Genomic DNA, 12,765 nt, shown 5'->3' with positions numbered 1-12,765 from the left:
GCTCTGGAGCGCCGTCCTGAGCCCGGCGTCAGTCACGATCCCGGTCCCAGACCCGCCCGGCGGGATCGAGTTCGGTCATTTCCATGACCGCCCCCCGCCAGCCGAAGCCGCAGATCGCCATCGCGCCCTGACGGATCGGATCCAGTCCGAAGGCCTGCTCCAGCTCGACCTCGTTGATCGCGCCGGTGATGAATGCCCCCAGGCCGGCGTCGGTCGCCGCCAGGTACAGCGTCTGCGAGAGATGGCCGGCCTCCAGCGCGACCACACGGTACCCCTTGGCGTGGCTGCGGTATTTCCAGAAGGTGCGGTCGAACCGCGGTGACAGCACCACCACGACATGCGCGTCCGCGAACCAGTGCTGCTGGGCGACCATCTCCTGCACGAAGCCCCGCAGCGGTCTGCCCGGACCGGGCAGCGGATCCAGTGCGTGTTCGCGCGCCTGATAGTGATACAGGCCGGGCGCGATCCCTTCGACGTGCTGCACGATCAGGTAGCACTCCATCGGGTGGAGCCCGCCGCCCGAAGGCACGTTCTTCTTCAGGAACACGGTGTCATCGGTGACACGCACCTCCGCCTGGGCGGCGAACACGCGTTGCATCAACTGCGCGAACAGCGCCTGCGGCAATGGGCGCGTGGCGTCGAAGTTGCGGCACGTGGCCCGACGCGCGAGCAGGTCGTCGAAGTCCGTCGGAGCCACGCGGGGCAAGGCAACGCGATCACCGGCCTGCGGGTGACGCAATGCTTCTCCCGGAGGCGCACCCAGCACTTCGCGCATCGAGACGGCGGTTTCGATGCCGTTCTCCTTCATGCTCTGCACCGCGTCGATGCCCGACCAGCGAGTGAAAGCATTGAAGGCGGCTCCCAGCGGGTGCCAGTAGGTGCTGCGCAATTGCTCGTCGCGCTCGCGCGCCTCGTGATCCCGCGCACGATCGCTGATCACCAGTCCCTTGCCGATCAGGCATTCGATGGTGTCGATGGCCTCGGCCTGCGCGGTCGCGGCAACCCACAGGCTCGGGCTGAGCGCGCCCAGCAGTTCGCGCTCCGCATCGTCCACTTCGACCTCATGGCCCAGATGCGGCGCCAGGGCCAGCCAACGCTGTCGTCGTCGCAGGCCATCGCCACCGGTCAGCAATCCGTCCAGGTCGAAGCTCACTTCTTCACGCGGCTCGACGAACAGGATCGCGCACCGTCGAATCTTCATAGGACCCCCCTTGAGCGTCGCGATGGTAGCGCTCGCCGCGCTGGACCGCAGCCGGACTTCACCCGGCAATGCGTCGTGCGAGCGGGCTGCATCGCTTGCGCCCCCGCCGCGCCTGGGCCCTAATACGTGACGGAGTCCGCACCTCCAGGGGGGAGAGGCGGCTTCGTTTCGACAGGCCTATGCATTCACTTCCGGGGAACTCCAATGGCGACCGACAAGCCGTCTACCGTGCTGGACCAGACCATCGCGATGAACCTGCTGGACAAGCTGTCCAGCGACGATGCCTACCGCGACCGTTTCAGCAAGAATCCGTATGGCGCGCTGCAGGAGATCGGTTATGCCGAGCCCGCCAATGCCGCCACCTGCCTGTCCAAGATGAGCGAGCTGCCGCTGGCCTCCAAGGAGGCGCTGGCGGCGTCCAAGGCCGAGCTGATGTCCACGCTCACCGCCTCGCTGGGCCAGCACCCTCACGTGCTCGCGTCGATCACGCCCAACGACAAGTAAGCCGGATCGGTCGCGGCGATCAGAGCGCCGCGACCACCGCACGCCGGCGCTGCGCGAGCGGGCCCGGCAGCGCATCCGGAGCCCATGCCGCATCGAACCGCTGCAGCGACTGCTTTGCGGCGTCGTTGCGCTTGAGTGCTGCCTGCAACTCCGCGGCCCGCAACAAACTGAGGTTGGTGTCGGCCACGTTGAGCGACTGCAGCACCTGGTAGCTGTTGTTCTCGACGTAAGCGCGCCCACGATGCGACGCGATCCACTGTGCTTCCTTCACCGCCTCGTCGAGCTTGCCGGCGTCGGCGAGGGCCTCCATGCGGGCGACGTGGATCTGGAAGAGTTCGCGTCCGTCGATGGCCTGGTCGAGCACGCGCAACGCGTCTTCCGGCTTGCCCTGGCGCCGGGCGGTTTCGGCCTGGACCAGCACGGCCATGTCGTCCAGCACGGGGTGGTGCAGCCCGGCGGCGAGCTTGCGTGCGTTCGCAAGCGCATCCGGGGCGATGCCCGACATACCGGCGCGTTCCGCCAGGTAACCGGCGAGCAGCACACCGAAGATCGCGTGCGTGCGTTCGGGATCGTTCGTCTGCGATACGTTGCGCGCCTCGCCGTCCAGGTAGGTTCGCAATGACGACTGCAGCGCCGGCACCTTCGTGTTCCAGCCCAGTTGGCTCAGTTCGACCGCCCGGTAGAGGCGCTGCGAGAACGCGTCGTCGGCACCGGCCTGGCGCGCCTGGCGCTGCAGAGCGGCGGCGTCGGACCAGCGGCCGCGGTCGGTCGCCATGGTGATCGCGACGATGCGGTCGGCTTCATACAGTCCCGCTTCGGATTTGGCCTTCATCAGCGAGTCGGCACGATCGAACCGCCGCTGCGCCGCAAGCGAGGCGACCTGCGCGGAGCCCGGAGCCTTCCCCAGCGTGTTGGCCTTGGCGAAGTCCTTGGCGGCGCTGTCGTAATCCTCCAGCGCCGTGTGCAGCGTCGCCCGCAGGTAATAGGCGGTGGAGCGCAACGGGTTGCGCTCCGAGGCCGCAGCGGTGGCGCCGGTGATGCCCTCGCGATAACGGTTCGCCAGCACGGTGCCGAACCAGGCGTGGTTGTAGGGGCCTGCGAAGTAGTCCGGATACAGCGTGCCCAACTGCTTCCATTTCTCGAGCAGGTTGGTCACGTCGCCGTCGGCGAGCGAGGCCGACCACGCATCCAGGTACAGCGCATCGCGCGGCACCAGATGCGCGCGCAGTTTTTCGGCCGCCTGCAGATGCGGGATCGCCGCCTTCGTTTCGTCCATGCCCACGTAGGTGCGCGCGAGCGCCAGGTGCGCGATGGCGAATTCGGGATCCAGCTCCAGCGCGCGCTCGTAGAAGCCCAGTGCATCGCGATAATCGCCGTTGCCATAGGCCTTCACGCCCAAGGCATAGGCACGCAGTGCATCGATGTTCTTCGACGACACCTGCGGCAGCGGCACGGAGTCGCGATCGATCGCGGCCAGTGTTTCGCCGAGCTTGCCACGCAGCTGGGACGTCACCTCGTCGATGGAGTCGAGCATCGACTGGGTGCTGCCATCGGTCGAGGCCGAATACACCGTGGCCTGCGTGTGCGGATCGATGATCTCGGCACTGAAGCGCACATTGCCGCCGAACGATGCCACCGTCGGCAGTACCACAGCGCGCGCGCCGTCGCGCAACGCGATCTCCGATGCGGTGGCGCGATCGAGTCGGGTGCTCTCGGGCCGCTGCATGAGCGCGAGCGTGTCGCTGACCTTCAGATCGCTGAGCACGTTGACGTAGCGCGACTGCTCCAGGCTGATGCGGAACGCCTGTTCCAGCGAGTCGTCGAGCACGGCCTGGCCGGTGAGGTTGCGCAGGTCCGCGACTACGACCCAGTCGCGCTGGTTGAACGCGATGGCCGGCGCAGGTCGCGTGGCGAACCACACGCCCACGCCGACGCCGGCGATGATCGCGGCCTCGGCGGCGAGCGCGGCCGGGCGGCGCCACAGCGGGATGTCGCGCCAGGCCTTGGGCGTGTTGGGCGGCGTGCGCAGCGGCGCGATGCCGGGCTCGCCGACTTCGTAGATCTGCTGGCCGTCGGGCACGCCCTTGAAACGCCAGCGGCCGTGCGACTTCCACAGCAGGTGCTGGCCGCGTTCGCCCAGTTCGCGCGCGGCGCGGTGCGCCAGCGGTTCGGCGACGGCGGACAGCAGGATCTGGCCCGGTCGCGCCACGGCCATCAGGCGTGCGGCCATCGGCTTGGCGAGGCCTTCGACTTCCAGCGGCTTGGCGCCGACGGAGACGGCTTCGTCGCTGTTGCGCCAGGTCAGCACTTCACCGACGTGCAGGCCGGCGCGGGCGCGCAGTTCGAGCCGGCGCGCGTCGCCCATCTCGCGCAGTTCGCGCACGTAGTCCAGGGCGAAGCCGAGGCCGTCGATGGGGCGTTCGAACAACAGCAGCAGGCCGTCGGAGCGGTCGATGAGGCGGCCGCGCCAGCGTTGCTGCAGATCCAGCACCAGGCGATCGTGGTCGCGGAACAGCGTCGCGGCTTCGACGTCGCCGATGCGTTCGACCAGTGAGGTCGAGTCGCACAGGTCGGTCAGCAGCAGCGTGCGCAGTTGCGGCGCTTCGATCGAGGGGCGATGGGTCATCTCGTTCATCGCGTGCCGTCCCTCTCCGTATCGGCTTAGGCCGAGGTCAGTTCCATGTCGTGCCAGTGGACGCGGTTGCCGCCCAGGCGCTTGGCCTGGTAGAGCGCGGCGTCGGCGTGAGCGTACCAGTCGGTCCAGTCCTTCGCCGGGTCGATCAGGCAGGCACCGACGCTCAGCGGGCACATCAGCGGGGTGCCGTGCGACATCTGCATCAGGCCCTGCGCGGTGGCGACGATGAACTCGGCGAAACGCAGGACCTCTTCCTGGCGGTCGGTCACCACCAGCAGGCAGAACTCGTCGCCGCCGAGGCGGCAGGCGAAGTCCTCCGGCCCGGCCACCGAACGCAGGATGTTGGCCACGCCTTGCAGGACGCGGTCGCCGATGAGGTGGCCGTGGTCGTCGTTGACCTGCTTGAAGCGGTCGCAGTCCACCAGCAGCAGGCCCATGCTGCGCGGGCTGCCGATGTCGCGGCACTCCTGCAGGTGCAGGGTCAGGCCGCGGCGGTTGTAGAGGCTGGTCAGCTCGTCGGTGCGCACCAGCTCTTCGGTCTGGTTGAGCTGGTGCGTCGCCGCATAGAGGCTGTCGAGCGCCGACTGCAGTTCTTCGTTGCGACGGCGCAGGCGGCGGATCAGGCTTTGTTCGTTGAGCACCACGCGCAGGATGGCGCGGCGCAGGAAATACGAGACCAGGCCGGGGTCGCGATCGACCAGGCGCTGGAACTCCTCGTGGCGCAGTTCGATCAGCAGGCCGTCGCTGGCGGCGACGGCGTCGGCGCTGCGGACGTGGTCGCCGATCAACAGGCCCAGTTCGCCGAAGAACTCGCTCGGGCCCAGGCGCTTGCCGACGAGGTCGTCGCCGAAGTCCAGGTCGACCACGCCGCGGGCGATGACGAACATCGTGGTGCCCAGTTCGCCGCGACGGAACAGCAGCTGGCCGGCTTCGACACGGCGCGGGCGGCCCAGTTCGGCGAACAGCTCATATTCCGCTTCGGTAAGCACCGCCGTCGCCACGTCCGCAGGCGCCGTGCTGGTCTTCCCGGAGTTGATGGAATCGCGCGTCTGGAGCGACGCGACGCTGTCACGAGTCATCCAACGAAGGCCCAGTCCCTGGGAGGCTGGAGAATAGCACCGGAATCTTGTGACAAACGTCCCACGGTCGGCGGACCGGTCAGAGGGGCTGGGTCGGCTGCCGTAACGTGCAGGGGCAGGCGGAGCCCCTCTCCCGCCTGCGGGAGAGGGGGTGGGGTGAGGGCAGGCACCTTGTCCGCTTGAGGCTAATAAGGGCTACCGCCCTCATCCGCCCCTGGATCAAGTCCAGGGCAGGCTCTTCGGACACCTTCTCCCGCGAGCGGGAGAAGGGTCAGGGGTCGACGCAGTCGGCCGGCGCCTGCAGCCCGACATCACGCCGCGGCGGCGCGCTTCTCGTTCCCGTGAAACTGCTCTTCCTCGGTCGAGCCCTTCAGCGCGACCGTGGACGACTGGCCGCCCTGGATGGTCTGCGTCACCGCGTCGAAGTAGCCGGTGCCGACCTCGCGCTGGTGCTTGACCGCGGTGAAGCCCTTGTCCGCGGCGGCGAACTCGGCTTCCTGCAGCTCGACGAACGCGCTCATCTGGCGACGCGCGTAACCGTGCGCCAGGTTGAACATGCCGTAGTTCAGGCTGTGGAAGCCGGCCAGGGTGATGAACTGGAACTTGTAGCCGTAGGACGCGATTTCCTTCTGGAACTTGGCGATGGTCGCGTCGTCCAGGTTCTTCTTCCAGTTGAAGCTCGGCGAGCAGTTGTAGGCCAGCAGCTTGCCCGGGAACTTGGCGTGGATGGCCTCGGCGAACTTGCGCGCGAACTCCAGGTCCGGCTTGCCGGTCTCGCACCACACCAGGTCCGCGTACGGCGCATAGGCGAGGCCGCGGCTGATCGCCTGGTCCAGGCCGTTGCGGGTCTTGTAGAAACCCTCGACGGTGCGCTCGCCGGTGCAGAACGGCTTGTCGTTGTCGTCGATGTCGGAGGTGATGAGGTCGGCGGCTTCGGCGTCGGTGCGCGCGACGATCAGCGTGGGCACGCCCATCACGTCGGCGGCCAGGCGCGCGGCGACGAGCTTCTCCACCGCTTCGCGCGTGGGCACCAGCACCTTGCCGCCCATGTGGCCGCACTTCTTGACGCTGGCCAGTTGGTCCTCGAAATGCACGCCGGAGGCGCCGGCTTCGATCATGCCCTTCATCAGTTCGAACGCGTTGAGCACGCCGCCGAAACCGGCTTCGGCATCGGCGACGATCGGCTGCAGGAAGTCCACGTCGCCCGTGCCTTCGGCGCACTGGATCTGATCGGCGCGCAGCAGCGTGTTGTTGATGCGGCGAACGACCTGCGGCACCGAGTTGGCCGGGTACAGCGACTGGTCGGGGTACATCTCGCCGGCGATGTTGGCGTCGGCGGCGACCTGCCAGCCCGAGAGGTAGATGGCCTTCAGGCCGGCCTTCACCTGCTGCATCGCCTGGTTGCCCGTCAGCGCGCCGAGCGCGTTGACGAACGGCTCGCTGTGCAGCGAGCTCCAGAGCTTCTGCGCGCCCAGCTTGGCGATGGAGTGCTCCACCAGCACGGTGCCGCGCAGGCGCACGACGTCCTGGGCGCTGTACGGGCGGGTGATGCCGGCCCAGCGCGGGTTGGTGGCCCAGTCCTGGCGGAGTTGTTCGGCGGTGTGCAGCGTGCTCATGGCGATGTTCCTTTCGATATCGGTAATGGAAGACAACGGGTACGGAACGGTCGGGAAGGCTCAGTCCAGCCGTGCGTAAGCCGGCAGGGTGAGGAAGTCTTCGAGCGTGTCGGCGTGCGTGAGTCGATCGAGCACGCCGATGGCTTCGTTGATGCGGCTCGCGCCGGGAATGCGCGAGCGGTCGCCCAGGCGCGAGGGCAGATTGAGGAAGGCGCGTTCGAGCAGCGCGAAGTCGACCGGCGTGCCGTCATGCAGATGCAGGCCATCGCTGTGCAGCCACTGCCACAGCTGCGTGCGGGCGATTTCGGCCGTCGCTGCGTCCTCCATCAGCCAGTGGATCGGCACGCAGCCGTTGCCGTCGAGCCACGCCGCGAGATAGCGCACGCACACTTCGACGTTGCCCTCGAAGCCGGTGCGGGTGATGGTCCCCAGCGACGGCTTGATCAGGTCGTCGCGCGTGACCCACACGTCCTCGCGCAGCACGTGGCGCTGGTTCGGCGTGGGCATGCGCTCGTCGAAGATCTTCATCGCCAGCGGGATCAGCGCCGGATGCGCAACCCAGGTGCCGTCGTGGCCGGCGGTGACTTCGCGCAGCTTGTCGGCGCGCACCTTGGCGAGCGCGGCCTCGTTGGCTTCGTCGTCGCCGCTGATCGGAATCTGCGCCGCCATGCCGCCCATCGCGTGCGCGCCACGCTTGTGGCAGGTCTGGATCAGCAGTTCCGAATACGCCTTCAGGAACGGCTGCGTCATCGTCACCTGCGCGCGCTCGGGCAGCACCTTGTCGCGGTGCGCGCGGAAGGTCTTGATGTAGGAGAACACGTAGTCCCAGCGCCCGCAGTTGAGGCCGGCGATGCGCGTGCGCAGCGCATGCAGGATCTCGTCCATCTCGAACACCGCCGGCAGCGTCTCGATCAGCACGGTGGCCTTGAGCTGGCCGGACGGCAGGCGCAGTTCGCGCTCGATGTGGTCCAGCACGTCGTTCCACAGCTGCGCTTCTTCCATCGACTGCAGCTTGGGCAGGTAGAAGTACGGGCCGCGGTCCTTGGCGGCGAGCGCCTGCGCGTTGTGGAAGGCGAACAGGCCCAGGTCGAACAGACCGCCGGAGATGGACGCGCCATCGACGCGCAGGTGCTTCTCGTCCAGGTGCCAGCCGCGCGGGCGCACCATCAGCACGGCCTGCTGGTCGAACGGGCGCAGCGTGTAGTGCTTGCCCGTCTCCGGCGCGGTGAACTCCAGCGTCCCGCGCACCGCCTCGATCAGCGCGCACTGGCCGGCGATCAGGTTGGCCCAGGTCGGCGAGGTGCTGTCCTCGAAGTCGGCCATGTAGACCTTCGCGCCGGAGTTCAGCGCGTTGATCACCATCTTCGGGTCGACCGGGCCGGTGATCTCCACGCGGCGGTCGAGCAGGGCCTGCGGCAGCGGGGCGACCTTCCAGTCGCCGGTGCGGATCGCCCGGGTGTCCTCGCGGAAGTCCGGCAGCCCGCCGGCATCGAAGAAGGCCTGGCGTTCGCCGCGGGCTTTGAGGCGGGCCTGGCGCGTCGGCTCGAAGCGGCGGTGCAGTCCGGCCAGGAAGGCGAGCGCGGCCGGCGTCAGTACGCCCGCCTGACCCGGGGCTTGGCCGATAACTTCAATGTCCCCCTGCTGGGGCTGCACCAGGACTGCCGACATGCTGTAACTCCGTGGTAACCGTGGAGGTCCAACATGCGCGCCAGTCTTTTATTTGACAACGCAGACTTATCAATGCATACCATTAGTTAACCTAATACGCATTGAAACCATTGAGCCCAAAGTCCACCAAGAGCCCCCGCTTCGCCTACAAAGGCGACCGACTCAAGCCGCTACGGGCCTTCTGCCAGACGGCACGGTTGGGCTCGGTCTCGCGCGCGGCCGAGGCGCTGTACCTCAGCCAGCCGGCCGTGACCCTGCAGTTGCAGGCGCTGGAACGGGAAATGGGCTTGCGCCTGCTCGAACGCAGCGGCCGCCGCATCGCTCTCACGCGCGAGGGCCAGGAGCTGTACGACCTCGCCCGCCCGCTGGTTGAAGGGCTGGACGGCCTGGACGCGGTCTTCCGCGAGCGTATCCGCGGGCTCGACGCGGGCGAACTGAACGTCGCCGCGGGCAGCTCGACCATCCTTTATCTGTTGCCGGCGATCGTGGAGGCCTTCCGCGCTGCGCACCCCGAGGTGCGCCTGAGCCTGCACAACGTCACCGGCGCCAGCGGCCTGGACCTGCTGCGTTCCGACGCCGTGGACCTGGCCGTGGGCTCGATGCTGGATGTCCCGGCCGACCTTAGTTATGAGCCGGTCTACCGCTTCGAGCCGATGCTGATCACGCCCCGCGACCACCCTCTGGCGCAGAAGGAGCGGATCTCGCTTGAGGATCTTTCTCCCTACGGCCTGATCCTGCCGCCGCAGCGGCTGACCACCTACCGGCTCATCGACCTGGTCTTCCAGCAGAACCGCGTGCCCTACACCGTGGCCCTGGAGGTCGGCGGCTGGGAGGTCATCAAGCAATACGTGGCGATGGGCCTGGGGATCAGCATCGTCACCGCGATCTGCCTCACCGAGGCCGACCGCGAGCGGCTCTCGGCGCGCTCGCTGGCGGAGTATTTCCCGTCCCGCACCTACGGCGTGGTCGTAAGGAAGGGGAAATATTTATCACCCCACGCCCGTGCATTTGTAGAACTTATAAAGCCCGCGCTTTTCGAGCGGGGCGACTACTATTCCACCGGCCAATCCGAGCGCTGACGTTCAAACTGCGATCAGCCACCTCAGCACGAGGTGAGGGCCATTCAGGCCGCACGGTTCAAACGTCGTGGTTCTTGCCGTTGGAGACCGTGCGGTACCAGCCGCGGATGCGGGCCACGTCGGCCTCGTAGTCGTCGGTGAGCTCGAACGGCGCACCGATGCCGATGGTCCGGCGCCCATAGTGGAAATAAGCCGGCACGACCGGCACCCCGGCGGCCCGCGCGATGCGCCAGAAGCCCGGCTTCCATTTCTCCACGGCCCGGCGCGTGCCTTCCGGCGCCAGCCCGTACCAGAACCGGTCCGCCTCGCGGATCATCCGCGCGGCCTGTTCGACCACGCCCTGCGCGGCCTTGCGGTCCACCGGGATCACGCCCAGGCGTTTGAGGATCGCCCCCATCACGGGGACCTTCAGCAGCGTGTCCTTGCCGAGCACCTTCAGGTCCAGTCCCAGCGCCATCAGCACGGAGAAGCCCCACACGCCGTCCCAGTTGGACGAATGCGGCGCGCCGATCAGCACCAGCTTGGGGAGGTCGGGAAACGCGCCTTCCATGCGCCAACCGCCGAGCCGCAGGATGGTGCGGCCGAGCCAGCGGACGAGTGGGTTGCGGTGGATGCGCGGCGCGCTCGGCGGCAGCGGCAGCACCGGGTAATCAGCCTCGGACATGTCCCCTCGTTTCAATCCTGCATCGGCCACCGGACCGACTCCTGCATGTTCAGTCCCAGTCGCGCCGGGTTCGTTCGCGCTTGATCGTACCGCGTTCGCGCTTGCCACTGAGCCGGCGCTCCTTCGCCGCGCGCGTGGGCTTGGTCGCCACGCGCGGCTTGGGCACGTGCAGGCCGGCGACGATGAAGGCCGCCAGACGCTCGCGGGCGTCCTCGCGGTTGCGCTCCTGCGTGCGGAAGCGCTGGGCGCTGATCACCAGCACGCCTTCGTCGGTGATGCGGCGATCGTGCCGGGCCAGCAGCCGCGCACGCAGCGGCTCGGGCAACGACGGCGAGCCGGCCAGGTCGAAGCGCAGTTCGACGGCCGTGGCGACCTTGTTAACGTTTTGCCCGCCCGGCCCGGCCGAACGCACGAAGCGCTCGACCAGTTCCGAGTCGGGGATCGTCAGGCGGGGCGTGATCTGGAGCATGGGGCGGCACTTTATCGGGAATCGGGATTCGGGATTCGGGATTCGGGATTCGGGATTCGGGATTCGGGATTCGGGATTCGGGATTCGGGATTCGGGATTCGGGATTCGGGATTCGGGATTCGGGATTCGGGATTCGGGATTCGGGATTCGCAAGAGCATGTCATTCCCGCGTAGGCGGGAATCCAACGGTCAGACACTTCAAGCCCTCCGGAAGGCGTGACGCCCCTGACCGTTGGATCCCCGCCTGCGCGGGGATGACGGCTGACAGCCAACCTACCGGGGGCCCCGCCTGCGTACGGCATCACGGGCCCCGGCGCTACACTCCGCCCACGTTCCCACCCACGGTGCGCCATGGCGGACGAACAGCCTCCGAAGGACGGGCAGATCGACTCGGTGTTCCGCAACGGTTCGATGACCGTCGTCGGCGTGCTCACCGCCTTCTCGCTCGGCATCGTGACCCAGTGGACCGACGATCCCACGCCGTGGCACTGGATCGACCTGGTCGTGGTCGCACCGATGGTCGCGGGCACGTTCGCGCAGCTGCTGGCGTTGAAGCGGCTGCTGCACCCCAGCTCGCTGGACTCCGCGGTATACACGCGCGCGATCCGCATGTTCCTGTGGGGACTGAGCCTGCTCGCCGCCGGTGTCCTGCTGGGCGTGATGCAGGACGGCGTGTCGGTGATCTAGCGGTCCCGCGCGTCCGCGTCGAACCCCTCGAACATCGCCAGCGCCTTGGCAAACTCGGCATCGATCGGCGCCACCACCTCCACGCGCGAGCCGTCACGCGGATGCGCGAAGCCGAGCCGCCGCGCGTGCAGCAGCATGCGATGGATCCCGAGCATCCGGAAATTGCGGTTGTGTCGGCCGTCGCCGTGGCTGGTGTCGCCGATCAGATGGTGCGAGACGTGCTTGAGGTGACGGCGAATCTGCCGGAAGCGCCCGGTCTCCAGCTCGGCGCGCAGCAGCGAATAGCGCGAGGTCTCGAAGCCCGACGACGGCAGCTGCAACTCCGTGGTCGCCAGTCGTTCGAAGCGCGTCACGGCCGGCTTCTTCTGCGGCTTGCCGGGGCCGCCATCGAGCGGGTGGTCGATGACGAACGCCTCCTCCGGCCAGCCGCGGCACACGGCCCAGTAATCCTTCTGCACCTCGCGCGACATCAGCACCTTGCCGAGCGAGGATGCAGTCTCGCGATCGAAGGCCAGCAGCAGGCAACCGCTGGTCGCACGATCCAGGCGATGCACGAGGAAGATCGGCCGGCCAAACTGCTCCCGCAACCGGTCCGCGGCAAAGTCGGTCTCGCCGCGCGCAAGCGCACTGTCGTGAACCATGAGGCCGGCGGGTTTGTTGACGACGGCGAAGGCGTCGTCCAGGTGAAGCACGTCCAGATGCAGGGCGTCAGCGGGCGACGCGTCGACGTGCGGCACGTCGAGTTGCGACGCAGGCTCTTGAGCCCCCTCCCCTGCTTGCAGGGGCGGGTTGGGGAGGGGTGAAGTGGTCACCGGCAAGGCTCCCGAAGGTGACGCAGGATTTCTTCAAGCACGAGCCGTGTTCTCAGCAGCACGTCGTCATTCCAGAAGCGAAGCACGCGGTAACCATTAGTGTTCATTCGTTGGGTGCGCTGCTCATCGTAAGACCGTGCTTCAACATGCTGGCCGCCATCCAGCTCGACCACGAGCCGCGCTTCCACGCAGGCGAAATCGGCGATGTAGCCTGCGATTGGAAACTGACGTCGGAATGCAGCCATGGAACTGCCTGCCCTTCAGATGACGCCAGAGCTTCACTTCCGCGTCAGTCGCGCTTCGGCCCAAACATCGCGCGCTTTTCCAGATCGCTTCCATGCCGCTGTCGTC

At 67.6% G+C, this 12,765-nt stretch carries 11 protein-coding genes and 1 pseudogene; 3 read left to right on the top strand and 9 right to left on the bottom strand.

What is annotated here, in order from left to right; translation table 11 throughout:
• Window positions 1–28 precede the first annotated feature (28 nt).
• On the bottom strand, window positions 29–1,201 hold the full coding sequence (locus tag JI752_RS14445; protein WP_216965250.1) for a putative peptide maturation dehydrogenase: 1,173 nt from the start codon (window positions 1,199–1,201) through the stop codon (window positions 29–31).
• A 204-nt stretch (window positions 1,202–1,405) separates the two neighbouring features.
• On the opposite strand from JI752_RS14445, the gene JI752_RS14440 reads away from it, so the two are divergent.
• On the top strand, window positions 1,406–1,705 hold the full coding sequence (locus tag JI752_RS14440) for an NHLP-related RiPP peptide (protein ID WP_216965248.1): 300 nt from the start codon (window positions 1,406–1,408) through the stop codon (window positions 1,703–1,705).
• A 19-nt stretch (window positions 1,706–1,724) separates the two neighbouring features.
• Here JI752_RS14440 and JI752_RS14435 read toward each other — a convergent pair whose 3' ends face one another.
• The 4 genes and pseudogenes from JI752_RS14435 to aceB form a co-directional block, all read right to left on the bottom strand.
• A complete protein-coding gene (locus JI752_RS14435; RefSeq protein ID WP_254200793.1) occupies window positions 1,725–4,340 on the bottom strand; it encodes a putative peptide modification system cyclase in 2,616 nt (871 codons plus the stop codon).
• Between the two features lie 26 nt (window positions 4,341–4,366).
• Window positions 4,367–5,419: a GGDEF domain-containing protein gene (locus JI752_RS14430; protein WP_216965246.1), complete on the bottom strand. Its 1,053-nt coding sequence runs from the start codon at window positions 5,417–5,419 to the stop codon at window positions 4,367–4,369.
• Between the two features lie 311 nt (window positions 5,420–5,730).
• Window positions 5,731–7,035 carry an isocitrate lyase gene (aceA, locus tag JI752_RS14425; protein WP_216965244.1) on the bottom strand — a complete coding sequence of 435 codons (1,305 nt, stop codon included), beginning with the start codon at window positions 7,033–7,035 and terminating at the stop codon, window positions 5,731–5,733.
• Between the two features lie 60 nt (window positions 7,036–7,095).
• Window positions 7,096–8,640, bottom strand: a pseudogene (aceB, locus tag JI752_RS14420) (malate synthase A); the annotation flags it as partial.
• Window positions 8,641–8,813: 173 nt separating this feature from the next.
• On the opposite strand from aceB, the gene JI752_RS14415 reads away from it, so the two are divergent.
• Window positions 8,814–9,782 (top strand): LysR family transcriptional regulator, encoded by a 969-nt coding sequence (locus JI752_RS14415; protein WP_216965240.1) that lies wholly within the window; start codon window positions 8,814–8,816, stop codon window positions 9,780–9,782.
• 58 nt (window positions 9,783–9,840) lie between these two features.
• On the opposite strand, the gene JI752_RS14410 is transcribed toward JI752_RS14415, so the two are convergent.
• Together JI752_RS14410 and arfB are read right to left on the bottom strand one after the other, a co-directional pair.
• Window positions 9,841–10,446 (bottom strand): lysophospholipid acyltransferase family protein, encoded by a 606-nt coding sequence (locus tag JI752_RS14410; RefSeq protein WP_216965238.1) that lies wholly within the window; start codon window positions 10,444–10,446, stop codon window positions 9,841–9,843.
• A 49-nt stretch (window positions 10,447–10,495) separates the two neighbouring features.
• Complete coding sequence (arfB, locus tag JI752_RS14405) at window positions 10,496–10,915, bottom strand: alternative ribosome rescue aminoacyl-tRNA hydrolase ArfB (protein ID WP_216965236.1); 420 nt, start codon at window positions 10,913–10,915, stop codon at window positions 10,496–10,498.
• Window positions 10,916–11,266: 351 nt separating this feature from the next.
• On the opposite strand from arfB, the gene JI752_RS14400 reads away from it, so the two are divergent.
• Window positions 11,267–11,602 carry a hypothetical protein gene (locus tag JI752_RS14400; RefSeq protein WP_216965234.1) on the top strand — a complete coding sequence of 112 codons (336 nt, stop codon included), beginning with the start codon at window positions 11,267–11,269 and terminating at the stop codon, window positions 11,600–11,602.
• Here the strand turns inward: JI752_RS14400 and JI752_RS14395 are convergent.
• Together JI752_RS14395 and JI752_RS14390 are read right to left on the bottom strand one after the other, a co-directional pair.
• Window positions 11,599–12,306, bottom strand: a complete 708-nt coding sequence (locus tag JI752_RS14395) for a pseudouridine synthase (RefSeq protein ID WP_254200906.1) — start codon at window positions 12,304–12,306, stop codon at window positions 11,599–11,601. The two genes, JI752_RS14400 and JI752_RS14395, sit on opposite strands and share 4 nt — an antisense overlap.
• A gap of 104 nt (window positions 12,307–12,410) precedes the next feature.
• Window positions 12,411–12,659 carry an endonuclease domain-containing protein gene (locus JI752_RS14390; protein ID WP_254200790.1) on the bottom strand — a complete coding sequence of 83 codons (249 nt, stop codon included), beginning with the start codon at window positions 12,657–12,659 and terminating at the stop codon, window positions 12,411–12,413.
• Window positions 12,660–12,765 lie beyond the last annotated feature (106 nt).

Source organism: Lysobacter sp. MMG2, assembly GCF_016735495.2.
Taxonomy (GTDB): Bacteria; Pseudomonadota; Gammaproteobacteria; order Xanthomonadales; family Xanthomonadaceae; genus Lysobacter_J.
This window is presented reverse-complemented; position numbering and strand designations above follow the sequence as displayed.

Excerpts from the sequence above, each read along its gene's own strand:
- JI752_RS14410 (WP_216965238.1), bottom strand. The coding sequence starts at position 10,446 with ATGTCCGAGGCTGATTACCCGGTGCTGCCGCTGCCGCCGAGCGCGCCG.
- JI752_RS14445 (WP_216965250.1), bottom strand. The coding sequence starts at position 1,201 with ATGAAGATTCGACGGTGCGCGATCCTGTTCGTCGAGCCGCGTGAAGAA.
- aceA (WP_216965244.1), bottom strand. The coding sequence starts at position 7,035 with ATGAGCACGCTGCACACCGCCGAACAACTCCGCCAGGACTGGGCCACC.
- JI752_RS14440 (WP_216965248.1), top strand. The coding sequence starts at position 1,406 with ATGGCGACCGACAAGCCGTCTACCGTGCTGGACCAGACCATCGCGATG.
- arfB (WP_216965236.1), bottom strand. The coding sequence starts at position 10,915 with ATGCTCCAGATCACGCCCCGCCTGACGATCCCCGACTCGGAACTGGTC.
- JI752_RS14435 (WP_254200793.1), bottom strand. The coding sequence starts at position 4,340 with ATGAACGAGATGACCCATCGCCCCTCGATCGAAGCGCCGCAACTGCGC.
- JI752_RS14400 (WP_216965234.1), top strand. The coding sequence starts at position 11,267 with ATGGCGGACGAACAGCCTCCGAAGGACGGGCAGATCGACTCGGTGTTC.
- JI752_RS14430 (WP_216965246.1), bottom strand. The coding sequence starts at position 5,419 with ATGACTCGTGACAGCGTCGCGTCGCTCCAGACGCGCGATTCCATCAAC.
- JI752_RS14390 (WP_254200790.1), bottom strand. The coding sequence starts at position 12,659 with ATGGCTGCATTCCGACGTCAGTTTCCAATCGCAGGCTACATCGCCGAT.